Annotated in this window: 22 protein-coding genes; 13 read left to right on the top strand and 9 right to left on the bottom strand. The window is 68.0% G+C overall.

Annotation, left to right across the window (positions count from 1 at the left end):
- Nucleotides 1-103: 103 nt before the first annotated feature.
- On the top strand, nucleotides 104-1,507 hold the full coding sequence (locus QZM67_RS11905; RefSeq protein ID WP_301803050.1) for an MBL fold metallo-hydrolase RNA specificity domain-containing protein: 1,404 nt from the start codon (nucleotides 104-106) through the stop codon (nucleotides 1,505-1,507).
- 70 nt (nucleotides 1,508-1,577) lie between these two features.
- On the opposite strand, the gene QZM67_RS11910 is transcribed toward QZM67_RS11905, so the two are convergent.
- The 5 genes from QZM67_RS11910 to QZM67_RS11930 are packed head-to-tail and all read right to left on the bottom strand — an operon-like array spanning nucleotide 1,578 to nucleotide 6,732.
- Nucleotides 1,578-2,618, bottom strand: a complete 1,041-nt coding sequence (locus QZM67_RS11910; RefSeq protein WP_301803052.1) for a zinc-dependent alcohol dehydrogenase family protein — start codon at nucleotides 2,616-2,618, stop codon at nucleotides 1,578-1,580.
- Nucleotides 2,619-2,659: 41 nt separating this feature from the next.
- On the bottom strand, nucleotides 2,660-3,652 hold the full coding sequence (locus QZM67_RS11915) for a bifunctional enoyl-CoA hydratase/phosphate acetyltransferase (RefSeq protein ID WP_301803055.1): 993 nt from the start codon (nucleotides 3,650-3,652) through the stop codon (nucleotides 2,660-2,662).
- Entirely contained in the window at nucleotides 3,649-5,463 is a 1,815-nt protein-coding gene (locus QZM67_RS11920; protein WP_301803058.1) for an alpha/beta hydrolase, read from the bottom strand. The genes QZM67_RS11915 and QZM67_RS11920 overlap by 4 nt, the downstream gene beginning before the upstream one ends.
- Complete coding sequence (locus tag QZM67_RS11925) at nucleotides 5,460-6,206, bottom strand: beta-ketoacyl-ACP reductase (RefSeq protein WP_301803061.1); 747 nt, start codon at nucleotides 6,204-6,206, stop codon at nucleotides 5,460-5,462. Before QZM67_RS11925 ends, QZM67_RS11920 begins: the two co-directional genes overlap by 4 nt.
- Entirely contained in the window at nucleotides 6,196-6,732 is a 537-nt protein-coding gene (locus QZM67_RS11930; protein ID WP_301803068.1) for a hypothetical protein, read from the bottom strand. The genes QZM67_RS11925 and QZM67_RS11930 overlap by 11 nt, the downstream gene beginning before the upstream one ends.
- Nucleotides 6,733-6,885: 153 nt before the next feature.
- Between QZM67_RS11930 and QZM67_RS11935 the strand changes: the two genes are divergently transcribed.
- The 4 genes from QZM67_RS11935 to QZM67_RS11950 all read left to right on the top strand — a co-directional run bounded on the left by QZM67_RS11935 (nucleotide 6,886) and on the right by QZM67_RS11950 (nucleotide 10,336).
- Nucleotides 6,886-7,725, top strand: a complete 840-nt coding sequence (locus QZM67_RS11935) for a universal stress protein (protein WP_301803070.1) — start codon at nucleotides 6,886-6,888, stop codon at nucleotides 7,723-7,725.
- An 8-nt stretch (nucleotides 7,726-7,733) separates the two neighbouring features.
- Nucleotides 7,734-8,933, top strand: coding sequence for an acetate/propionate family kinase (locus QZM67_RS11940; protein ID WP_301803071.1), 1,200 nt, complete (start codon nucleotides 7,734-7,736; stop codon nucleotides 8,931-8,933).
- A gap of 69 nt (nucleotides 8,934-9,002) precedes the next feature.
- A complete protein-coding gene (locus tag QZM67_RS11945; RefSeq protein ID WP_301803072.1) occupies nucleotides 9,003-9,506 on the top strand; it encodes a universal stress protein in 504 nt (167 codons plus the stop codon).
- Nucleotides 9,503-10,336: a universal stress protein gene (locus QZM67_RS11950; RefSeq protein WP_301803074.1), complete on the top strand. Its 834-nt coding sequence runs from the start codon at nucleotides 9,503-9,505 to the stop codon at nucleotides 10,334-10,336. The genes QZM67_RS11945 and QZM67_RS11950 overlap by 4 nt, the downstream gene beginning before the upstream one ends.
- 48 nt (nucleotides 10,337-10,384) lie before the next feature.
- Here the strand turns inward: QZM67_RS11950 and QZM67_RS11955 are convergent, their stop codons facing one another.
- Entirely contained in the window at nucleotides 10,385-10,855 is a 471-nt protein-coding gene (locus QZM67_RS11955; protein WP_301803078.1) for a universal stress protein, read from the bottom strand.
- A gap of 248 nt (nucleotides 10,856-11,103) precedes the next feature.
- Here QZM67_RS11955 and QZM67_RS11960 point away from each other — a divergent pair, with 248 nt between their 5' ends.
- Both QZM67_RS11960 and QZM67_RS11965 read left to right on the top strand, forming a co-directional pair.
- Nucleotides 11,104-13,098: a PAS domain S-box protein gene (locus QZM67_RS11960; RefSeq protein WP_301803081.1), complete on the top strand. Its 1,995-nt coding sequence runs from the start codon at nucleotides 11,104-11,106 to the stop codon at nucleotides 13,096-13,098.
- Nucleotides 13,095-13,742, top strand: coding sequence for a response regulator transcription factor (locus tag QZM67_RS11965; RefSeq protein WP_301803084.1), 648 nt, complete (start codon nucleotides 13,095-13,097; stop codon nucleotides 13,740-13,742). Before QZM67_RS11960 ends, QZM67_RS11965 begins: the two co-directional genes overlap by 4 nt.
- 54 nt (nucleotides 13,743-13,796) lie before the next feature.
- On the opposite strand, the gene QZM67_RS11970 is transcribed toward QZM67_RS11965, so the two are convergent.
- On the bottom strand, nucleotides 13,797-14,279 hold the full coding sequence (locus QZM67_RS11970; protein ID WP_301803088.1) for an OsmC family protein: 483 nt from the start codon (nucleotides 14,277-14,279) through the stop codon (nucleotides 13,797-13,799).
- Between the two features lie 524 nt (nucleotides 14,280-14,803).
- On the opposite strand from QZM67_RS11970, the gene fnr reads away from it, so the two are divergent.
- Nucleotides 14,804-15,577, top strand: coding sequence for a fumarate/nitrate reduction transcriptional regulator Fnr (gene fnr, locus QZM67_RS11975; RefSeq protein ID WP_301803091.1), 774 nt, complete (start codon nucleotides 14,804-14,806; stop codon nucleotides 15,575-15,577).
- A gap of 25 nt (nucleotides 15,578-15,602) precedes the next feature.
- On the opposite strand, the gene QZM67_RS11980 is transcribed toward fnr, so the two are convergent.
- Nucleotides 15,603-16,592 (bottom strand): zinc-dependent alcohol dehydrogenase family protein, encoded by a 990-nt coding sequence (locus tag QZM67_RS11980; RefSeq protein WP_301803093.1) that lies wholly within the window; start codon nucleotides 16,590-16,592, stop codon nucleotides 15,603-15,605.
- A gap of 174 nt (nucleotides 16,593-16,766) precedes the next feature.
- Here QZM67_RS11980 and QZM67_RS11985 point away from each other — a divergent pair, with 174 nt between their 5' ends.
- From QZM67_RS11985 to QZM67_RS12005, 5 genes are all read left to right on the top strand, one after another.
- The gene (locus tag QZM67_RS11985; protein ID WP_301803096.1) at nucleotides 16,767-17,768 is read left to right on the top strand and encodes a nitroreductase family protein; all 1,002 of its coding nucleotides are present in this window, start codon (nucleotides 16,767-16,769) and stop codon (nucleotides 17,766-17,768) included.
- A gap of 45 nt (nucleotides 17,769-17,813) precedes the next feature.
- Nucleotides 17,814-18,149 (top strand): c-type cytochrome, encoded by a 336-nt coding sequence (locus tag QZM67_RS11990; RefSeq protein ID WP_301803099.1) that lies wholly within the window; start codon nucleotides 17,814-17,816, stop codon nucleotides 18,147-18,149.
- Nucleotides 18,150-18,171: 22 nt separating this feature from the next.
- On the top strand, nucleotides 18,172-19,209 hold the full coding sequence (locus tag QZM67_RS11995; RefSeq protein ID WP_301803102.1) for an LOG family protein: 1,038 nt from the start codon (nucleotides 18,172-18,174) through the stop codon (nucleotides 19,207-19,209).
- Between the two features lie 139 nt (nucleotides 19,210-19,348).
- Complete coding sequence (locus tag QZM67_RS12000) at nucleotides 19,349-19,573, top strand: hypothetical protein (protein ID WP_301803105.1); 225 nt, start codon at nucleotides 19,349-19,351, stop codon at nucleotides 19,571-19,573.
- Between the two features lie 163 nt (nucleotides 19,574-19,736).
- On the top strand, nucleotides 19,737-21,503 hold the full coding sequence (locus QZM67_RS12005; RefSeq protein WP_301803107.1) for a SulP family inorganic anion transporter: 1,767 nt from the start codon (nucleotides 19,737-19,739) through the stop codon (nucleotides 21,501-21,503).
- Between the two features lie 92 nt (nucleotides 21,504-21,595).
- Here QZM67_RS12005 and QZM67_RS12010 read toward each other — a convergent pair whose 3' ends face one another.
- Nucleotides 21,596-21,835: a hypothetical protein gene (locus QZM67_RS12010; RefSeq protein ID WP_301803111.1), complete on the bottom strand. Its 240-nt coding sequence runs from the start codon at nucleotides 21,833-21,835 to the stop codon at nucleotides 21,596-21,598.
- Nucleotides 21,836-21,887: the final 52 nt, after the last annotated feature.

A 21,887-nucleotide genomic window follows, 5' to 3' on the forward strand; every position in this document is an offset into this window, starting at 1 on the left:
GGACACGGACACGGACACGGCAATCCCTGATTTCCATCAATGGCTTCGCGCGCATCCGCGCTGTAATCGACTCACTGCTCCGTCCATTCCCGTGAGGCGATCCATGAAACTGACTTTTCTCGGCGCGACCGAAACCGTGACCGGCTCGAAATACCTGGTCGAGCACGGCAACCGCCGCGTGCTGGTCGATTGCGGCCTGTTCCAGGGCACCAAGAATCTGCGGCTGCGCAACTGGAGCCCATTGCCGGTCCCGCCCGACACGCTCGACGCGGTCGTGCTCACGCACGCGCATATCGACCATACCGGCTATCTTCCGGTACTGGCGCGCGAAGGGTTTCGCGGGCCGGTGTACTGCACGGCGGCCACCGCCGAACTCTGCGACATCATGCTGCGCGACAGCGCGAGGCTGCAGGAGGAAGAAGCCGAGTTCGCGAACCGCCACGGCTACTCGAAGCATCATCCGGCGCAACCGCTCTACACGCTGGACGATGCGCAGCGCGCGCTGCACCTGCTGAAGCCCGTCGCGTTCGACGAATGCACGGCGCTGGGCGGCGGGCTGGCGTTCCGCCTGCTGCCGGCCGGCCACATTCTCGGCGCGGCGAGCGTCGTGATGCACTGGGATCACAAGGTGCTCGCATTCTCGGGCGACCTCGGCCGCTATCACGACCCGATCATGCAGCCGCCGCTGGCGCCCGCGCATGCGGACTACCTGGTCGTCGAATCGACGTACGGCGACCGGCTGCATCCGCAATCGGACCCCGAGAGCGAACTGGCCGCGCTGTTCGACAAGACCTTCGCGCGCGGCGGCGTGGTCGTGATGCCGTGCTTCACCGTCGGCCGCGCGCAGGAAATCCTGCACTACATCGCGCGCCTGAAGGCGTCGGGCCGGATGGCGCGCGTCCCGGTGTTCGTCGACAGCCCGATGGCCACCGACGTGACCGAGATCTATCGTCACCATATTCTCGAACACCGGTTGACACCTTCCGAAGCGAACGCGCTCGGCCACGCGGCCACGATGATCCGGTCGGTCGAGCAGTCGAAGGCGATCGCCGACCATCAGGGCCCGATGGTCATCATCGCCGGCAGCGGGATGGCCACAGGTGGCCGCGTGCTGCACCACCTGAGCCGCTACGCGCCCGATGCGCGCAACACGATCGCGCTGGTCGGCTACCAGGCGGCCGGTACGCGCGGCGCGGCGCTGGCCGCGCACGAGCCGACACTGAAGATCCACGGCGAATACGTACGCGTGCGCGCGCAGGTCGAGTCGATCACGACACTCTCCGCGCATGCCGACTACGAAGAGATTCTGCGGTGGCTCGGCACGATGCAGCGCGCGCCCGTGCGGACCTTCGTCACGCACGGCGAACCGGCCGCGGCCGATGCGATGCGGCGGCGCATCGCGGAGCGGTTGCACTGGGCATGCGAGGTGCCGGTGTACGCGCAGTGCGTCGATCTCGATGCGGTCGAATCCGGCGACACACGCGAGCCTGCCGCGCTTTCGTCCTGACGGCGTGACCCACCGGACGGGGCGGGAACCGGGTGTCGCCTGCCGGTTCCCGCCGCGCACTACCCGGCCATCAGCCGACTTCGATGATGACCTTCAGCGCATGGGTTTGCGCCGCACTGCCGAACGTGTCGTACGCGCGCTCGACGTCGTCGAGCGAGAACCGGTGCGTGATCAGGTGTTTCGGATCGAGGCGCCCGGCGCGCACGGTCTTCAGCAGCATCGGCGTGCTGACCGTGTCGACGAGCCGGGTCGTGATCGAGATGTTGCGATCCCACAGCTTCTCGAGGTGCAAGTCCGCCTTGACCCCGTGCACGCCGACGTTCGCAACCACGCCGCCCGGCGCCACCAGGGACGTGCACATCTCGAAGGTCGCCGGAATGCCAACCGCCTCGATCGCGCAATCCACGCCGACGCCGTCGGTCAGCTTCATCACTTCCGCCACCGGGTCCGCGGTGCGGCCGTCGAAGCAATCCGTCGCACCGAAGCGCCGCGCCACCTCCAGCCGGTTGCTGTCCGGATCGATCATGATGATCTGCGCGGGCGAGTAGAACTGTGCGGTCAGCAGCGCCGCCAGCCCGATCGGGCCCGCGCCGACGATCGCGACCGAGCAGCCCGGCTGCACCTTGCCGTTCAGCACGCCGCATTCGAACCCGGTCGGCAGGATGTCGGACAGCATCACGAGCGCCTCCTCGTCCGCGCCCGGCGGAATCCGGTAAAGGCTCGTCTGCGCATGCGGGATGCGCACGTACTCGGCCTGCGTGCCGTCGATCCGGTTCCCGAGGATCCAGCCGCCGGTAGTGCAATGCGAATACAGGCCACGCCGGCAATATTCGCAGCAGCCGCACGACGAGATGCAGGAGATCAGCACGTGATCGCCCGGCTTCAGCGCGTCGACGGCAGCGCCGACCTGCTCGACGATGCCAACGCCTTCGTGGCCGAGAATGCGGCCGGGTTCGCAGGTGGGCACGTCCCCCTTGAGGATGTGCAGGTCGGTACCGCAGATCGTCGTGCGCGTTACGCGCACGAGCGCGTCGGTGGGCGACTGCAGTTCCGGCATGGGTCGCTCCTCGAGCGCCTTGCGCCCGGGGCCGTGGTAGACGAGTGCTTTCATCGTGGTTCCTCCATCGAAAGAAGGGGTTGCAGGTTCATTCATCAGGATTGCGACGCATGCCGCACCTGTGCCAGCACCATCGCGAGTGCGCAGGACGCGACCCGGACGGCAGCGCCGTCGGCGCGGCTCGTCAGCACGATCGGCACGCGCGCGCCCACGACGATGCCTGCGCTGACGGCGCCGCCGAGGTATTCGAGTTGCTTCGCGAGCAGGTTGCCCGCTTCGATATCGGGCACGACCAGGATGTCGGCGCGGCCGGCGACCGGTGAATCGATCCCCTTGTCGTGCGCCGCCCGCAGCGAGATCGCGTTGTCGAACGCGAGCGGGCCGTCGACGATCGCGCCCGTGAGCTGGCCGCGTTCGGCCATCTTCGCGAGCGCCGCCGCGTCGAGCGTCGAGCGCATCGCCGGATTGACGGTCTCGACCGCGCACAGCACGGCCACGCGCGGGCACGCCACGCCCAGCGCATGCGCGACGTCGATCGCGTTTTGCGTAATGGCCGCCTTCTGCGCGAGATCCGGCGCAATGTTCACCGCCGCATCGGTCAGGATGAACGGCCGCGGATACGCCAGCGTCTCGATCAGGAAACAGTGGGACATCCGTTTGTCGGTGCGCAGTCCCGATTCGGCAGCGACGACCGCCCCCATCAGCTCGTCCGTATGCAGGCTGCCCTTCATCAGCGCGCCGGCACAGCCGGCCGCCGCGAGTTCGACCGCGCGGGCTGCTGCCGCATGGCTGTGCGGCACGTCCTCGATCGTCCACGGCGAAAGATCGACGCCCGCATCCTGCGCGACACGCAGCACCTTGTCGCGCGGCGCAACGATCAGCGGCTCGATCGCGGCCGCCAGCGGCGAACCGCCGAGTTCGGCCAGCGCGACGAGACTGGTTGCATCGCACGGATGCACGATGGCAACGACGAGCGGCGGTGCGTTGCGGGCCCGCGCGATCAGCCCGGGCAGTGCGCCGTCCGCACGCGGCAGCAGGCCGGGCAGGCACGCGCCGCCGCACGCATCCGGATGCCGGTGCCCGTTCATGTCTCGAGGACGTAGGCGCCGGGCGCCGCGGCAAACCCGGCGGCCGGCGTGCGGGCCGGCACGTCGCCCGACGAGCGCGCATGCAGCCAGTCGCGCCAGCAGGTCCACCACGATCCGTCCACCGCAGGCGTGTCGTGCACGAATGCGCGCGGGCTGCGATACGGCGCACCCGGTTCGCGGGTCGCGCAGCGGTAGTGGCGCCCCGGATGACCGGGTTCCGACACGATGCCCGCGTTGTGGCCGCCCGCCGTCAGCACGAAGGTCAATGCATGATGCGTCAGCAGATGGAGCTTGTAGACGGAGCGCCACGGCGATACGTGATCGCGCTCGGTGCCGACCACGAAGGTCGGCACGTCGAGATCCGACAGCGCGACCGGCCGCCCGTCGACGCAGTAGCGGCCCGCCGCCAGATCGTTGTCGAGGAACAGCCGGGTCAGGTATTCCGAATGCATCCGGTACGGCATGCGCGTGGTGTCCGCATTCCACGACATCAGGTCGTTCGGCTTCGTGCGCCTGCCGAGCAGGTATTCGCTCATCATCCGCGACCAGATCAGGTCGCGCGCATTCAACAGTTCGAATGCGGCGGACATCTGCGCGCCGTCGAGGTAGCCCTGCCGCCACATCAGCGCGTCGAGTGCGGACAGTTCGCTTGCGTCGATGAACAGGCCGAGTTCGCCGGGTTCGCTGAAATCGGTCTCGGCCGCGAGCAACGTGACGGATCGAAGGGCTTCGTGTTGCCGCCCGTCGCGTGCAAGCGCCGCCGCGCCAATTGCCAGCAACGTGCCGCCGAGGCAATAGCCGGCCGCGTGGACCGCCTCGCCGCAGATCGACCGGACGACCTCGAGCGCGGCCAGGCACCCGTCGCGCAGGTAATCGTCGAGCCCGAGATCGCGCGCTTCCGCGCCCGGGTTGCGCCACGACACCGCAAACACGGTGTAGCCGGCATCGACCAGGAAACGGATCAGCGAATCGTGCGGCTGCAGATCGAGGATGTAGTACTTCATGATCCACGACGGCACGATCAGGATCGGCTCGCGCGCGACGCGCGGGGTCGTCGGGTCGTATTGCAGCAGCTCGCACAAGGCGTTGCGCCACACGACCCGGCCCGGCGTCATCGCCACGTCGCGCCCCGGCAGGTACGCACGCGCGTCGCGGCCGCGCGTGCCGCCGGCGCGATCGAGCCACGCGTTCGCATCGTCGAGCCAGTGCCGCGCGCCCGCAGCGAGGTTCGCGCCGCCGCTGCGCAGCGTCGCGTCGAGCGCGACCGGATTGGTCGCCAGGAAGTTGCCGGGCGAGCACGCGTCGAGCCATTGACGCGCGACGAAACCGACCAGCTCCTCATGGTGCCGTTCGACACCCGGCACGCCACGCGTCGCTTCGCGCCACCAGTGCTGGACCGACAGGAAGCCGTCGCGATACGCGCGAAACGGCCAGCCCGACCATGCCGGCGCGGCGAAACGGGGATCGGCGCGTCCCGCATGCACGGCCAGGCCGTCCGTGTCGGCGTCGTCCGCCGCGCCTTTCTCCACCACCGCGGGCGCGGCCGTCAGCCACGCCTGCGTCGCGAGTTCGAAGCACTTGCCCGGCGACACCGCGAGGTGCGCGCCCCAGTCGAGCAGGGCCAGCGCCAGCGACACGGGCGACAGCCCGAAAGTCATCGCGGCGACGTTCGCATGCGCGGCACGGTTCCATTGTTCGGCGGGTGTAGCCTCGGCGGCGGTGCATTCGGACCGGTCCGGCTTCTGCTCGTTCCGATCCGGCGACTGCCTCGATTCGCGCGGAAGCGGCGCACGGATGACGGACGCTTTCATCGCATGTACATGCCGCCGTTGACGTCGAATTCGGCGCCAGTCGCAAACGCCCCCGCATCGGAACACAGGAAGGCGACGAGCGCGGCGATCTCGTCGGGGTCGCCAAGGCGACCGGCCGGAATCTGCGGCAGGATCTTCGTGTCGAGCACTTCCTTCGGTACCGACTCGAGCATCGCGGTGGCCAGGTAGCCGGGAGCCACCGTGTTGACCGTGGTGCCGTGCCGCGCGAGTTCGAGCGCCAGCGATTTCGTGAAGCCGTGGATGCCGGCTTTCGCGGCCGCGTAGTTCGCCTGCCCGTACGCGCCTCGCTCGCCGTTCACGGACCCGATGTTCACGATCCGCCCGAAGCCGGCGTCGATCATGCCGGGCACGAACGGCTTCGTCATGTTGAACAGGCCGTCGAGATTGGTGCGCAGCACCGCATCCCACATGCTCTTGGTCATCTTCACGAAGGTGGCATCGTGCGTGATGCCCGCGTTGTTGACGAGCACGTCGACGCGCCCGAATTCGGCCAGCACGCGTGCCGCGCAATGCTGGCACGAGTCGTAGTCGGCCACGTCAACCTCGTACGCATGAAACGTGCGGCCCGCCTCGCGTTCGTGCGTGAGCCACGTCGCGACGTGGTCGTTGCGTTCGGTGTGCGACACCGCCACCGTCATGCCGGCCTCGTGCAGGCGGCGGCTGATCGCAGCGCCGAGGCCACCCATCCCGCCGGTAACGAATGCGACACGTTCAGCGCGCATGATCGTGCTCCTGCGCAGCATGGCTGCCGTCGAGACGTCGGACGTTCGCAGCCTCGTCACCCGCCTCGACGGCCTCCGTGATGCCGAGCTCGAACGCGGCCATCCAGTCGCGCCACGGCATGCTCGCCTCGTTGACCACGGCCAGCCGCCCGAGATCGGGCCACCAGTCGGTCTGGTAGCGCGACAGCGCGCCGGTGCCGTAATCACGCAACCACGTGCGCCACGCACTCGCGCTCTCGAACTGCCCGCGCATGCACAGCTCGGTGGCGTCCTGCCAGATCGCGACGGTCGCGATCGTATAGTCGCGCATCACCTGCCGGGCCGCTTCGCCGAAAGCGCTCCACTCGGTCGTCACCGCGAGTGCCTGCTGCAGGCAGCGCACCGCGTCGCGGTCCCGCTCGATGCGCCGCCCTGCCAGCGCATGCCATTCATGCTGCCAGTCACGCGTCAGCGCGGCCATGCGCAACGCGAGATCGCAACCCGCGAGGTAAGCGTCGTTCGGTGTGGTCAAAGCTTGGCGGCTCATCGTATTCCCTCCTTCGTTCCGGTCGATGAATTGGCGTCCACTTCACTGTGCGACCGTGGCGCATGGCACCCGTTGATCTGAGTCAAGCTCGCGGAAACCCTGCTTCGTAGACTGGATTGCACTGGCGGATCACCCGTCGATGGAGCGATTCCGATGAGCTACAAAAGCCTAGTCGTGCACCTCGATACGAGCGCCCGCGCGCATTCGCGTCTCGAGTTGGCGTTGCGTCTTGCCCGGCGCTTTGGCGCGCATCTCACCGGGCTGTTCGCGGTCTACACGCCGGAGCCACATTCGTTCTACGTGATGGCTGGTTCCGCAGACTATTTCCGCGCGCACCGCGAGCAGCGCGACGAGCGGCTCGCCGCACTGGAGCGCCTGTTCCATGCGGAAGCCGCGCGTGCAAAAGTGCCGGCCACCTGGGTTCGCGCGGATGAGCGTGCGAATGTGGCCGTGCCGCGCGCCGCGCGTCTTGCCGACCTCGTGATTGCGGGCCAGAGCGACCCGAACGATCCCGAAACCTACATCGACGACCAGTTTCCGGAGAACCTCGTGTTGTCCGCCGGTCGCCCGGTGCTGTTCTGGCCATACACCGGCGAATTCCCGTCGATCGGCGAACGGGTATTCGTCGCCTGGGACGGCAGCCGCGAAGCCGCCCGCGCCGCGCACGACGCGCTCCCGTTTCTCGAGCATGCGAAGCGCACGACGGTCGCCGCCGTGGTCGACGGCGATTCGGAAGCGGCGACCACCCGCATTCCGGCCGCCGATGCCGCGCTGATGCTGGCACGCCACGCGCACGACGTGAACGTGCTCGACATCGATACCGGCACGGGCGAGTCGGTCGGCGACACGCTGCTGTCGCGTGCTTATGAAACGGGTTCCGACCTGCTGGTCATGGGTGCCTACGGGCATCCGCGCTGGCGCGAGCTGGTCATGGGCGGCGCGACGCGCACGGTGCTCGCGTCGATGACGCTCCCGGTACTGATGTCGCACTGAGCCGGCCGATGCGCACGCTCGCGCTCCTCGTCATCAATGCCGGTTCGTCGAGCGTGAAGTTCGCGGTCTTTGCCTATCCGCCGCACGGTGATCCCGCGCGGCGGCCACTGCATGAGGGTGAAGCGGTCGCAACCGGCAATAGCGTATCGGTCCGCTTCGACGCCGCCCCGGGCGGCACGCTGCCGCTGCGTGCTGGCGATCCGTACCGCGCCGTGCTCGCGCAGATCGCGATGTGGATCCGCGTGCAACTGCCGCACATCGCGCTGGGCGCAATTGCACATCGTGTCGTGCACGGCGGTGCCCGGTACGTCGACCCGGTAGTCGTCGACGACGCGGTGCTCGACGCGCTTCGCACGCTGACGCCGCTCGCGCCGTTGCATCAACCGCACAACCTCGATGCGATCGACGTGCTGCGCGACGCGTTTCCCGACGTGCCGCAGGTCGCCGTGTTCGATACCGCGTTTCATCGCACACTGCCGCGCGTCGAACAATTGCTGCCGTTACCGCATGCATGGTTCGACCAGGGCGTGCGCCGCTACGGCTTTCACGGCCTGTCATACGAATACCTGGCCGTCGCGCTCGACGAGCGGTTCGGCGCACGTGCGCACGGCCGCGTGATCGCCGCCCATCTCGGCAGCGGCGCCAGCCTGTGCGCGATGCGCGACTGCCGCAGCGTCGCGACGACGATGGGCTTCTCGGCGCTCGACGGGCTGATGATGAGCACGCGCTGCGGAACACTCGATCCCGGTGTCGTCCTGCACCTGCTCGAGATCGGCAAACTGTCCGGCGATGCGCTGGGCCACATGCTGTATCACGAGTCGGGCCTCAAGGGCGTGTCGGGCGCCTCCGGCGATCCGCGTGTGCTGCTGGCGTGCGAAGCCGCCGGTGACGCATTGGCCCGCGATGCGCTGACACTTTACGTCCATCGCATCGTCCGCGAAGCCGGTGCGCTCGTCGCGCTGCTCGGCGGCCTCGACATGCTGGTCTTCACCGCCGGTATCGGCGAGCACTCGGCCGTGTTGCGCGAGCGGATCTGCGCGGCGCTCGGCTGGCTCGGCATCGACATCGATGCGGACGCGAACGCGGACCATGCGCAGGTCGTATCGTCCGCGCCAAGCGCGGTAACGGTTGTCGTCGAGCCGACCAACGAAGCGTGGATCGCCGCGCGCGCCGCGGTCGGGGTGCTTCGCGCCAACCGCGACGCTTGATCCAGATCAGCGCGACCGGCGCGCACGCGCCGATGATGATCTCATCCACATCCGTTCAAGGGAAACGCCATGTACTCGAACATTCTGGTTGCGCTCGACGGCAGCGACACGTCGTCCCGCGCACTCGACGCCGCGCTGGCCATCGCGTCGGAGACGGGTGCGCGGCTGACTCCCGTCTACGTCGTCGATTTCCTGGTGCCGGCCTACGACATGTACGGCTACGACCCGTCGATCCTGATCGACGCCTTCCGTGAAGAAGGGCTGCGTGTCACCGAGGACGCGGCACGACGCCTGAAAGCGCGCGACGTCGCCGGCACGCCGCAGATTTCCAACGTCGCGCCAGCGGGTGAAGACATCCCGCACCGGATCGTCAGTCTTGCCAGCGAAATCGAGGCCGACCTGATCATCATGGGCACGCACGGCCGGCGCGGTGTTCAGCGCCTCTTCCTCGGCAGCGTGGCCGAGCGCGTGCTGCGCCTGGCCACGTGCCCGGTGCTGATGATTCCCGCGGGCTGCCCGTCCGGAAAACCTGCCGAGACCGCGGCCGCATCCACCGAAAAGGAGCCGTCATGAGCTACAAGACCCTGCTCGTCCACCTCGACGACAGCGCGCGCTGCGCAGCGCGCGTCGACCTCGCACTCGACCTGGCGGGACGCTGGAATGCGCATCTGATCGGCCTCTACGTGGTCTGCCAGGATCTCTTCGAACCATTGCGGCGGCCCGACGAACCACTGAAGCTGGCCGTCTACGAGCGGCTGTGCGACCAGCGGCGCAAGGAGGCCGAAGAGCGATTCCTGATGGCCGCCGAGCGCGCAGGGCGCAGCGTCGAATGGCAGGCGCCGACCGGCGACGCGACCACTGCCGCCATTCTGCACGCGCGCCACGCCGACCTGCTGATACTCGGCCAGGAAGACCCCGACGATCGCATGACCTACGTTGCGCGTCATTTCGTCGAGGATCTCGTGATGGGCAGCGGCCGTCCGGCGATCGTCGTGCCCTACGCGGGCGACGTGCGAACGATCGGCGAGAACGTGCTGATCGGCTGGGACGGCGGGCGCGAAGCCGCCCGCGTGATGGCCGATGCGCTGCCGCTGCTGGCCCGCGCGCGCTTCGTCAACGTCGAGACGGTCGTGCGCGGGCAGCCCGATCCGGACAAGACGCCGGCGGGCGTCGACGTCGCCGCGTATCTCGAGCGGCACGGCGTGCGCGCGTCGTTCTCGACGACGCCGCGCGACCGGTCGGTCGGCGTCGGCGCGACGCTGCTGAACCGGGTAACCGACCTGCATGCGGATCTGCTCGTGATGGGCCTGTACAGCCATGCGCGCATGCACGAGCGCGTGCTGGGCGGTGCGACGCGCACCGTCCTCGAGACGATGACGGTGCCGGTACTGCTGTCGCACTGATGCCGCACCCATGACGACGGGGCAGCCGCCCGCGGCTGCCCTCGTCCGTCACAACACGGCCGCACACGCGCCCCGCCCCTCCCGCACGACCAGCACCGGCCGGTCTGCGGTGCGCACCAGCGATTCGGCAACGCTGCCAAGCAACGCGCGACGCACGCCGCGACGCCCGTGCGTGCCCATCACGATCAGGTCCGCCTCGCATTCGGCGGCGGCTCGCGCCAGCACGGACGACACGTTCTCGCCGCACGCGTCGATCGTGCGGGCGGTGCCACGCACACCGCACAGCCGAAACGCGGTCTCGGCGTCCGCCACCGCGATCGCGGCCCTGTCCACATCCAGGCCCGCCGGATCGCGCTGCTCGATATAACCGCTGTCGACGTCCGTCAGTCGTGGCGCGTCCGATACCACGCACACGGCGACGATCAGGCCGCCCGAATCGCGAGCGAGCGCGATCGCCTCGTCGAGCGCCAGCCGCGAACTGCGGCTGCCGTCGAGTGCCGCGAAGATCCTTGCATACATGATGCCTCCCTGGTGCCGTCGGGTTTTGATTGGAACGCCAAACCAGTCTGAGCCCGATGCGCGTCATCCGGTTGACGCCGGTCAAGCCGGCACGGCAGCCGGCATACGCATCGGTCCCGATTGGCGAATTCAGACAAAACGCGCACAATTTCGGGCGACATCACCGTTTCGGCCCGCCCCGCGTTTCGTGCCCCACGCCCGGCCAGCCGCCCGCCAGCCGCCGGAGAAATCCGTCAGGATGAACGGCCATGACAGTCAATGCGCCCTCCTTCAAGGCCGGGCCGGATCCGCGCAGGATTCGGCCCGCGCGATACGCGACCCTGGCCGCGCTGCTGACGCTGGCGCTCGGCCTGGCTGCGTCATTCGCCTGCGCCCGGCATCTGCACAACCGGGGGCAGGAAGCCGCCCAGGCACGCTTCGTGCAATCGGCGACGCTTGCGACGGCCGACCTCCGGCGCAACCTCCTCGGCGCCGCCACCATATTGCGTGGCGCGCGCGGCTTCGCATCGACGCTGGCCGTGCCTCAATCCGGCGACGCATGGCGCCGCTACCTCGCCAGTCTCAATCTGGACGGTTTGCAGTCGCCCGTCCGCAGCCTTGGAAGAATCGGGCCGAGCGCCGACGACGACAATCAGGCGACCCAGCGTGCGCTGCAGCGCACGGCAGAAACCGGCAAGACCGCGCTGGCCGCGAACGCGATCCAGGACAGCGCGGACACGACGATCGCCCGCACGGCGCTGACGCTGTATCTGCCGATTTATGCGAACGCTGAAGACGGGGCTTCTTCCGGGCCGCAGCATGCGCGCGCGACCGGATACGTTTATGCGGCGCTCGATCCGGAGCGTCTTGTCGATCCATCCGTCCTCGATCGTCTGCACATGGAAATCACGGCCGACAACCCGGCGGCCCCCATCTATTCCGGCGGGTTCGGCGGCGACGACGCCACCGCCGCCCGCGACATGCTCACGCGAACGGATGCGTTGACGTTCGGCGGCACACCGCTCTCGCTGCGCTACAGTGCGCCGCCCGCCGACACGTCCGGATCCGCGACGGCCGTGCTGGCGGCCGGAATCGCGCTGTCGGTGATACTGGCCGCCCTCGTGCGGCAAGTCGCCGTCAGGCAAATGTCGGGAGCCATACCCGTCGGCGACGGCCAGCCGACCGAAGCCAGGATGATGGGCATCATCCGGTCATCGATGGAAGCGATCATTACCGTCGATGAAGGTCAGACGATCGTGATCTTCAATCCGGCCGCGGAACGCGTGTTCGGCGTCTCCGCGATGGAGGCGATCGGCGCGCCGCTCGCCCGGTTCATCCCCGAGCGCTTCCGTGCCGCGCACACGCGGCACGTCGAACAATTCGGCGTGACGGGCGTGACCGAGCGTCAGATGGGACAACAGCGCGTGCTGTTCGGCCTGCGCGGCGACGGCTCGGAGTTTCCGATCGAGGCGTCGATATCGCAGATTCGCGACGGCACGGCCAAGCTGTACACGGTCATGTTGCGCGACGTCACCGAGCGCGTCCGGGCGGAAAACGCCCTCAAGCAGTCACGCGAGGAACTGCGCGACCTGTCCGCCAACCTGCAGAACGTGCGCGAGGAAGAAAAGACGCGGATTGCGCGCGAACTGCACGACGACCTCGGCCAGCAACTCACGGCGCTCAAGATGGATCTCTCCGCCGTCGAACTGGGACTCGCGGGCGTCGTTGCCCCCCACACCGGCGTGCGCGAGCAGTTGGGCGGCATGCATCGCCTGATCGATTCGACCGTGGCGTCGGTTCGGCGCATTGCGGCCGATCTGCGGCCGGTGATGCTCGACGACCTGGGTCTCATTCCGGCGATCGAGTGGCTGGTCAACGATTTCACGCATCGCTACCGGATCACGGTCGAACGGGACATCGCCCCCGTCGATACCGCGTTCACCGGCGCCGGTGCCACGACGCTGTTTCGCATCGTGCAGGAAGCGCTCACCAACGTCGCGCGGCACGCCGATGCGACGCAGGTGACGATTGCATTGAAAGTGGAAGACGGCTACTGCATGCTGCGCATCGCCGACAACGGTCACGGCGCCCCGGAGAACGCGCACGACGAGCGCGATCGTCCGTCGTTCGGGCTGATCGGCATCCGTGAGCGTGCGCACATGCTCGACGGCACGGTGACGATCGACAACCGGCCGGGAACGGGTTTCACGATCACCGTGGCGCTACCGCTTCACACCATCCAGCAGGGAGACGTACTGTCATGATCAGGGTACTCATCGCCGACGACCACGCCCTCGTCAGGGACGGCCTGCGGCACATCCTGCAGAGCGCAAGCGGGTTCGAAGTCGCGGGCGAAGCGCGCGACAGTGCGTCCACGATCGCGCTCGTGCGTGACACGGCCGCGAATGTCCTGGTGCTCGACCTGTCGATGCCCGGCCGGAACGGCGTCGAGCTCATCAAACAGATCAAGGACGAGAAGCCGGCCTTGCATATCCTCGTGCTGACGATGCACGCCGAGCAGCAATACGCGGTGCGCGCATTCCGCGCCGGCGCGTCCGGCTACATGACCAAGGAGAGCGCGAGCGCCGAACTCGTCGCGGCGCTGACCAAGATCGCGGCCGGTGGCGTCTACGTCAGCCTGACCATGGCCGAACAGTTCGCCCAGAGTCTCAACGAGCCGACCGATCTGCTGCCGCACCAGCGTCTGTCCGACCGCGAATTCGACGTGTTCCGGCGCGTCACCACCGGCGAGTCGATCTCCGAAATCGCGGAAGCGCTCTGTGTCAGCGTCAAGACAGTCAGCACGTACAAGACGCGGATTCTAGAGAAGATGCAAATGCCGAACGACACGGCGCTCGTGCGCTATGCGATGCGCCACAAGCTGTTCGACGACCCGGACGAACTCTGATGACGGCACCGCGGTCGGTTGGCCTGCTCCGGCGAACACGCTGCCCCGGCCGCATCAACGGCTCGCCACCGCGCGTGTGGACCGAACTGCGCCAAACTGCTCGCCATCGATATCGGTGACGTTCACCGTCACCGGAATGCCGTGACGAACGCTTTCCGTCACGGTACAAAATTCCTGGAATCGCGCGAGTGCGCGAGCGGCGTGCGCCAGTTCCTCCCACTTCTTTCCGGCCTTCAGCTCGACGGCCATGCTTCCGACTCGCAACCGGTCTGCCGTATCGCGAATCAACGCGACTTCGATGTGCGCGGTAACCGGATGTGGATCATTTCGATATTTCTGCAACGAATAAAGCAGACTGGCGGCAAGGCAGTTCGCGACCGCTGCACCCAGCAGTCGGACCGGATTCGGCGCACGGCCGTCGCCGAGCGGCTGGAGTTCGTCGGTCACAAGGGTCGGTGCAGCCGTGTCCGGAAATTCGACGCGGAAGCGAAACCGCTCGACCTGAATCACATCGACGAAAACACGCTCTTCGTCCATTTTCGGTTTCCTCCCACGGCCGGAATCGATTGCGCGACAGGCACCCGCAGTCACTGTGTCCGATACCTCAACGCTGCGTCGCGTGATATCGAAGATAGTGTTCGACATCGCCACCGGCATTGAGTCAGGTCAACGGAATCGTCGCCCGTTGCGGCTGAGTGGCTGCCCGCCTGTTGACGGATTCAGCCAGGCGAAACGCGCTCGCCGCTACAGCGACGATCGCGACAAGATGCCGCGCCCCTGTAGGAAACGTCCTACAACCCTTCCTCGTGTCCTACCGCATCTTCAATTGCGGCTGATTTCCGTCGTGCCGCATGCCATCCATACTGCGTATCAAGAAAAACAAGCAAGCGTGCCTCCCGGAGCAAAGGCAGCATCACCATCGAGACCGGCGTACCGGTCCCCAGGCCCGTCCGGCGTGGTTCCCCATCAGGAAGGCGGCAGACGTCAAGGCCGCCGGTACGACGGCCAGCGCGAACCCGCATGACTGCGATTCGCCGCCGCCCCAGGAATTGGAGCCGATCATGCAAAGCAATGCCGATGTTTCGCCGACCATCCCGTTACGCCCGTTCATCCCGTTGCATCCCGTCGAACGGGTGGACCAACCGAAGCGCACCGCGTCCCGTTGCTCTACGTGCGCGTTGCGTACCGTCTGCCTGCCGCCTGACCTTTCACCTGACGATTTCGCGCGTGTCGACGCGATGATCTGCACGACGCGGCACGTCAGACGCGGCGAAACGCTGTTTCGCGCGGGTGACGCATTCAACAGCATCTATGCGGTGAGGACGGGGTCGTTCAAGACCATCGTGATGCATCGCGACGGCGACGAGCAGATCACCGGCTTCCAGATCGTCGGCGAATCGCTCGGGCTCGACGGCGTGCACACCGGGCACCACAACGGCGATGCGATCGCGCTCGAGGACAGCACGGTCTGCATCATTCCGTTTGGGCAACTCGAGCAGATGTGTCGCGAAGTACGGCCGATGCAGCATCACGTGTACCAGATGATGAGCGGCGAAATCGTTCGCGAATCCGCGCTGATGCTGCTGCTCGGCACGATGACCGCCGAACAGCGCGTGGCCGCGTTCCTGCTGAACCTTTCCACCCGCTTCAAGGCGCGCGGGTACTCGGCCGCCGAATTCGTGCTGCGGATGACACGCGACGAGATCGGCGAATATCTCGGGATGAAGCTCGAAACGGTCAGCCGGATGATGTCGAAGTTCCAGCACAAGGGGCTCGTCGCGGCGCAAGGCAAGCAGATTCGCATCGTCGATTCGGAAGGCCTCGGGCGAATCTGACCTCGCTGCGTGCGCGGCGAGCGCATCAGCCGCGTATGGCGAGCACCGCCGCCCCGGACAAACGCCCCGTGCGCAAGTCGTCGAGCGCGCGGTTCACGTCGGTCAACGCATAGCGCACGGCCTCGACCCGCAACGGCATCGTAGCGGCGATCCGCATGAATTCGACTGCGTCCGCACGCGTCAGGTTGGCGACCGACACGATGCGGCGCTCGCCCCACAGCCACGCGTACGGAAAGCTCGGTATATCGCTCATGTGGATGCCGCCGCACACGACGATCCCGCCTTTGTCGACGGCGCGAAGCGCGGCCGGCACCAGCGCACCCACCGGCGCGAAGATCAGCGCGGCGTCGAGCGCCTCGGGAGGCGCTTCGTCGCTGCCGCCCGCCCACGCGGCACCGAGTGAACGTGCCAGCTGCTGCGCCACGGTATCGCCGGGCTTCGTCAGCGCAAACACCTTCCGCCCCTCGACATGCGCGACCTGCGCGACGAGATGAGCCGCCGCGCCGAAGCCGTAGATGCCGATGCGCCGCGCATCGCCCGCCATGCGCAAGGTTCGATATCCGATCAGGCCGGCACACAGCAGCGGCGCGGCTTCGAGATCGGTGTAGCGCCGTGGCAGATGCACGCAATACCGGTGGTCGGCGACGGTGCGCTCCGCATAGCCGCCGTCGATCGTATAGCCGGTGAATCCCGGGGTATCGCACAGATTCTCACGGCCCGTCGCGCAATACGCGCAATGGCCGCACGTCGAGCCGAGCCACGGCACACCGACGCGGTCGCCCACGGCGAAGCCCGTCACGCCCGCACCGAGCGCGCGCACCGTGCCGACGATTTCGTGCCCCGGGATCAGCGGCAGTTTCGGATGCGCGAGCTCGCCGTCGACGACGTGGAGATCCGTCCGGCACACGCCGCATGCGTGTACGTCGATCAGCAACTGGCCCGCCGCCGGCAGCGGGTCCGGCACGCGCGCCTCGCGCAAATGCGGTGTCGTGCCGTCAAACATCATCGCAAGCATGCTCGCCTCCCCGCGCACGCCGGTTCGTACGCTTCACATCTCCACGCTAGTCGCTCCGCGTCGCGAACGCATGGCCCGGTGACGCGCGCTTGATGTGGGTCAACGGCGGACGGACGGTTGCTGACACGATGAAGTGACATGACGCCCCCCGTGTGGCGACCAGGAGATGATCGAATGATATCCATTCCCCCACTCGCCGCAAGCGCCCACCCCGAGGCACACCTGAGGTCGCTGCTGGCCTACGCGGTGCTGGCCCCGTCCAGCCACAACTCGCAGCCGTGGCGGTTCATCGTCGACGGCCCCACGATCGCCGTCTGCGCGGACCGTGTACGCGCGTTGCCCGTCATCGATCCGTTCGATCGCGAGTTGATCATCAGCTGCGGTGCAGCCCTGCTCAACCTGCGCGTCGCGCTCGATCACGCCGGGCTCGCTCACACGATCAGCACGTTTCCTTCCGACATCGATCCCGATCTGCTCGCGATGGTCCGGGTGTGCGACGACGGCTATTCCGACGCGTCGCTCGGCGCGCTCTTCGATGCAATTCCGGAGCGCGTCACGACGCGCGCGCCGTTCGAATCTACGGCTGTTCCGGACACGCTGCAGCGCGAGCTGATCGCGGCCGGTGTCGCGGAAGGCGCCGAGATCACCTGCGTCGACTCGATCGCGCATCGCGCGAGGGTGGCCGAGCTGGTTGCAGAGGCCGATCAGGAGCAGTTCGCAGACCCGCGCTTCAGGCGCGAACTGGCGAGCTGGATCGATCCGCGTCGGCACACCGACGGCATGCCGGCTTTCGCGGCGGGCGTGCCAACGCTGCTGGATTTCGCGGCGCCCGTCGTGACGATGGCGGTACGGACGTTCGATCTCGGCAACGGACTGGCCGCGCTCCATCACCAGCTCGTCGGCGCGTCGCCGTTGGTCGTATGCATCTCGACCGTACGCGACGATCGCGACGCGTGGCTCGCTGCGGGCCAGGCGCTGGAGCACGTCCTGCTCGCCGCGACGCGCGCAGGCTATACCGCGTCGTACCTGAACCAGCCGATCGAGACGACCGAGCTGCGCGCCCACCTGCGTCACATGCTCGGGCTGCACGGAGAACCGCAGTTGCTGCTGCGTGTCGGGCGCGGCCCGCATACGCCGCACTCGCCGCGCCGCCCGCTCGACGAAGTCGTTTCGTGATCGCGCCCGGCGGCGCGGCCTTTCTGATCCGGACGAGGAAAAATCATGAAATTTTTGCGTTGCGCCGCCTTCTGCGTGACCGTCACGGCGGCTAACCTGGCCGCCGCGCAGGCGACCGTGCCCGAGCCGACCGATCTCGTCAATGCGCAGCACTGCATGTTCTGCCATACGTCCGACATGACGTTCCTCGGGCCGTCGTTCCACGACATCGCGCAGCGCTACCGCGGCGATCCGACGGCCGCGCCGGAACTGGAGCGCAAGCTGCGCGTCGGCGGCCGCGTGCACTGGGGCGACACGCCGATGCCGTCCGCCGAGGATCGCGGCGGCCCGCTGTCCGCCGACGACGCGCACCAGCTCGTGCAGTGGGTGCTCAGCCAATAACCGGCCCGCCGGCCCGCCGCTCATGTCGACCGCTGTCAAACGCGTTCCCGTCGGTACCGCACGAGGCGACGCCGGTCGCCGTGCCGCGGCCGGCCCGATGCTGGCGGACACGCGCGGCAAACGCGCACGCACGCGGCCCGATGCGATCGTCGGCAACGACCGCGTCCGGCGCATCCCGCGTCTCGCCAACTGCCCGAACCGCACGCCCGCCGACGACGACGCCACCATCCTGCAACGCGCAGGCATGCGCGGCATCCGGCTGCAACTCGACTACTGGAAGGCCGAGGAACGCCTGCAGACCGAACGCATCAGCCATGCCGTCGTCATCTACGGCAGCACGCGCATCGTTGCCCCTGCCGTTGCGAACGCGCGGCTGAACGAAGCCAATCGCCTGCTCGCGGCGCGTCCGCACGACGCAGTCCGGCGTCACTCTGTCGCGGCGGCGAGCCGGCTCGTCGAGCACAGCGTGTATTACCGCGTCGCGCGCGAATTCGGGCGCATCGTCGGCCACGCCGACCGCTGCACGCGAGCCGCGCGACTTGCCATCGTCACCGGTGGTGGACCCGGCATCATGGAGGCCGCGAATCGCGGCGCGTACGAGCGCGGCGCGCCGAGCATCGGCTTCAACATCGAGCTGCCGCGCGAACAGGCGCCGAATCCGTACATCACGCCCGATCTCTGCTTCCGGTTTCACTATTTCGCGATCCGCAAGCTGCACCTGCTCGAACGCGCGAAGGCGGCAGTATTCTTCCCCGGCGGCTACGGCACGTTCGACGAGCTGTTCGAAGTCCTGACGCTGCTGCAAACGCGCAAGATCCCGCCGCTGCCGGTCATCCTCGTCGGCGAAGCGTACTGGCGCCGCGCGGTGGACCTGGCCTTCCTCGCGGACGAAGGGATGATCGATCGCAGCGATCTCGACCTGTTCACGTACTGCGAATCCGCCCCCGACATCTGGCGCGCGATCGGCGGCTGGTATGCGCGGCGGCGCGCGGCGCGACCGGTGCGACCGGTGCGACGCCGCACGACGCCAAAGCCGAAGCCAACGCCGCGTGCCGTGTAGGAATCCGCCGACGCCCGCCGCACGATTCCTACTGCAGCTTCGGGGCACGCCGATTGAATCGCGCCGGCGCGGCAACGATACTGGATTCACGGATCACGGCTGTGCGGCATCCGGATTCCGGACCATCAGGAGAGTCGTCATGTCACACGCTACCCATCTTCCCGATCCGGGCGATCAGGCCGGCCAATCCGACGCACCCGCGCTCGACACGCAGGCGCTCGTCGCCCTCGCACGCGACGCCGGCATGCTCGTGATCCTCGACGGCCAGATCGGGCGCGAGCGGTACGAAAGCGTGACGGGATCGATCGCCACGTTGGCGCGCTTCGCGCAGGCGCTGCAACTGTCGGCACTCAAGGCCGCTTGAAGCACGCACGGCCGTGCCGCGGCACCGGCCACATCGTCCGACGCAATGGCCCCTGTCGCCCAGCCGTTTCGTCCGCCTGCCCGGGTTGGCCACATCCCGATAACCATGCGCCAGCCGGCTCCGGTCATCCCGTTCGCCCGAACATCTCTCCGATGAAGCCGCAATGAACCGGCCCCTTTCCGGACGCGTCGCCCATCTGTTGCCCGGCATCGCGCTGCTCGCGAACTACCGGCGCGCATGGTTCTCGCGCGATCTCTATGCGGGCATCGCGCTGTCGGCCGTGCTGGTGCCCGTCGGCATGAGCTATGCCCAGGCGGCCGGCCTGTCCGCCATCACGGGGCTCTATGCGTCGATCGCCGCGTTGCTTGCGTATGCGCTGCTCGGCCCGAGCCGGATCCTCGTCCTCGGCCCCGATTCGGCACTGGCCGCGCTGATTGCCGGCGCCATCGCCCCGCTCGCCGGTCACGATCCGCAGCGCGCCATCGCGCTCGCCGGCGTGCTGGCGTTGTCGGCCGGCACGATCTGCATCCTGCTCGGCGCGCTCCGCCTCGGCTTCGTCACCGATCTGCTGTCGCGCCCGATCCAGTACGGCTACCTGAACGGCATCGCCATTGCGCTCGCGATCGGCCGGTTGCCGGAACTGCTGGGCATGCCGGTAACGGGCGGCGACGTGTTCGCCAGCGTGTCGCGCATCGTGCAGGCTCTCGCCGAACACCGGTTCTCCGGCGCTGCCGCTGCGCTCGGTATCGGTGCGCTCGCAACCATTTTCCTGATGAAACGCATGATGCCGCATGCACCCGGCGTATTGATCGCGGTGCTGGCGGCGACCGTCGTCGCGCAAATGTCGCCGCTGCACGGCGTGGCAACGGTCGGCGCACTGCCGCCCGGCGTGCCCGTGCCGCACCTGCCGGTCGTCTCCCTCGCCGACCTGACCGCGCTTGCATCCGCCGCGGTCGCCGTCGCGCTGGTGTCGTTCGCCGACATCAGCATGCTGTCCCGCGCGCTGTCCACGCGCGCGGGCGATACGCCGAACCGCAACCAGGAACTGGTCGCACTGGGCGCCGCCAATCTGCTGGCCGGCGTGATGCAGGGCTGCGCGGTCAGCAGCAGCGCATCGCGTACGCCCGTCGCGATTGCCGCCGGCGCGCAAAGCCAGGTCACGAATCTCGTCGCGGCCGCGTGCATCGCGATCCTGCTCGTTGCCGCGCCGTCGCTGCTGACCCTGGTCCCGCGCGCGGCGCTGGCCGCCGTCGTGATGTACGCGGCGTTCGGCATCGCGGACGTCCGCAACGTCGTGCGGCTGTACCGGATGCGTCGCGGCGAATGCCTGATTTCGGTGCTGTGCTTCGCCGGCGTGATCGGCATGGGCGTCGTACCCGGCATCCTGCTCGCCAGCGCGCTGTCGCTGCTGTCGTTCGTGTGGCGCGCGTGGCATCCGTACGACGCGGTGCTGGGCCGGCTGGCCGGCGTGCGCGGCTATCACGACGTCGCGCGCCATCCGGACGCCGTGCTGACGCCGGGGCTCCTGCTGTTCCGCTGGGATGCACCGCTCTTCTACGCGAACGTCGAGATTTTCTGCGAGCATCTGCGCGCGGCCATCGCGAAATCGGCGTCCCCGGTGACGCGCGTCGTCATCGCGGCCGAGCCCGTCACCGATATCGACGTCAGCGCCGCGGACCGGCTCGTCGCGCTGTGCGAGGAGCTCCGGGAGCAGAGGATCGCGCTCGACTTCGCGGAAATGAAGGGCCCGGTGAAGGATCGCCTGCGCGCCTACGGGCTGTTCGACGTATTCGGCCCCGCCTGCTTCTTTCCGACCGTGACCGACGCCGTCGCGCATCATGTCGGGCGGCAACGCAGACATGCGCGCGACGACGAACCGGTCTCGCGCGCCGCGCCGCCGCTTGCCACCCGTGATCGGCCGGACGGCTAGGTACGTCGATGCACACGCGATGCGGCCTCGATTGCATCGCGTGGCGAACGGAACACCGGCACCCGTGCGACACGCGCACGGGTGCCGCGACCTCAAACCGTGAACATGTTCGACTTCCTCATCTCGACCCACGTCATCCCGGCGCGCAGCCCGTCGATCGCGGCTTCGCGCTCGGTGTCGTGGGTCCGGCTGTGCGCGAACGTGCGCTCGCACTCGCCATCCGGCGACATCAGCGTCACGTGGATCCTGCAACGGTAGCCGCACGTTCCGGTGGCGATCGTCTCGATCGCCACCGACCAGTCCGCGTCGTGTACCTCGCCTGACAGTGTCATTTGACTTCCCCTCGTCCGCGCGGACTGCGCATCCGGCTGCCGCTTGCCGGCG

Source organism: Burkholderia sp. AU45251 (genome assembly GCF_030482905.1).
In the GTDB taxonomy this organism is placed as follows: domain Bacteria; phylum Pseudomonadota; class Gammaproteobacteria; order Burkholderiales; family Burkholderiaceae; genus Burkholderia; species Burkholderia aenigmatica.

Excerpts from the sequence above, each read along its gene's own strand:
- QZM67_RS11940 (WP_301803071.1), top strand. The coding sequence starts at position 7,734 with ATGCGCACGCTCGCGCTCCTCGTCATCAATGCCGGTTCGTCGAGCGTG.
- QZM67_RS12010 (WP_301803111.1), bottom strand. The coding sequence starts at position 21,835 with ATGACACTGTCAGGCGAGGTACACGACGCGGACTGGTCGGTGGCGATC.
- QZM67_RS11930 (WP_301803068.1), bottom strand. The coding sequence starts at position 6,732 with ATGAGCCGCCAAGCTTTGACCACACCGAACGACGCTTACCTCGCGGGT.
- fnr (WP_301803091.1), top strand. The coding sequence starts at position 14,804 with ATGCAAAGCAATGCCGATGTTTCGCCGACCATCCCGTTACGCCCGTTC.
- QZM67_RS11970 (WP_301803088.1), bottom strand. The coding sequence starts at position 14,279 with ATGGACGAAGAGCGTGTTTTCGTCGATGTGATTCAGGTCGAGCGGTTT.
- QZM67_RS11925 (WP_301803061.1), bottom strand. The coding sequence starts at position 6,206 with ATGCGCGCTGAACGTGTCGCATTCGTTACCGGCGGGATGGGTGGCCTC.
- QZM67_RS11985 (WP_301803096.1), top strand. The coding sequence starts at position 16,767 with ATGATATCCATTCCCCCACTCGCCGCAAGCGCCCACCCCGAGGCACAC.
- QZM67_RS11950 (WP_301803074.1), top strand. The coding sequence starts at position 9,503 with ATGAGCTACAAGACCCTGCTCGTCCACCTCGACGACAGCGCGCGCTGC.
- QZM67_RS11935 (WP_301803070.1), top strand. The coding sequence starts at position 6,886 with ATGAGCTACAAAAGCCTAGTCGTGCACCTCGATACGAGCGCCCGCGCG.
- QZM67_RS11945 (WP_301803072.1), top strand. The coding sequence starts at position 9,003 with ATGTACTCGAACATTCTGGTTGCGCTCGACGGCAGCGACACGTCGTCC.
- QZM67_RS11995 (WP_301803102.1), top strand. The coding sequence starts at position 18,172 with ATGTCGACCGCTGTCAAACGCGTTCCCGTCGGTACCGCACGAGGCGAC.
- QZM67_RS11915 (WP_301803055.1), bottom strand. The coding sequence starts at position 3,652 with ATGAACGGGCACCGGCATCCGGATGCGTGCGGCGGCGCGTGCCTGCCC.
- QZM67_RS11910 (WP_301803052.1), bottom strand. The coding sequence starts at position 2,618 with ATGAAAGCACTCGTCTACCACGGCCCCGGGCGCAAGGCGCTCGAGGAG.
- QZM67_RS11920 (WP_301803058.1), bottom strand. The coding sequence starts at position 5,463 with ATGAAAGCGTCCGTCATCCGTGCGCCGCTTCCGCGCGAATCGAGGCAG.
- QZM67_RS11980 (WP_301803093.1), bottom strand. The coding sequence starts at position 16,592 with ATGCTTGCGATGATGTTTGACGGCACGACACCGCATTTGCGCGAGGCG.
- QZM67_RS12005 (WP_301803107.1), top strand. The coding sequence starts at position 19,737 with ATGAACCGGCCCCTTTCCGGACGCGTCGCCCATCTGTTGCCCGGCATC.
- QZM67_RS11990 (WP_301803099.1), top strand. The coding sequence starts at position 17,814 with ATGAAATTTTTGCGTTGCGCCGCCTTCTGCGTGACCGTCACGGCGGCT.
- QZM67_RS11960 (WP_301803081.1), top strand. The coding sequence starts at position 11,104 with ATGACAGTCAATGCGCCCTCCTTCAAGGCCGGGCCGGATCCGCGCAGG.
- QZM67_RS11905 (WP_301803050.1), top strand. The coding sequence starts at position 104 with ATGAAACTGACTTTTCTCGGCGCGACCGAAACCGTGACCGGCTCGAAA.
- QZM67_RS11965 (WP_301803084.1), top strand. The coding sequence starts at position 13,095 with ATGATCAGGGTACTCATCGCCGACGACCACGCCCTCGTCAGGGACGGC.
- QZM67_RS11955 (WP_301803078.1), bottom strand. The coding sequence starts at position 10,855 with ATGTATGCAAGGATCTTCGCGGCACTCGACGGCAGCCGCAGTTCGCGG.
- QZM67_RS12000 (WP_301803105.1), top strand. The coding sequence starts at position 19,349 with ATGTCACACGCTACCCATCTTCCCGATCCGGGCGATCAGGCCGGCCAA.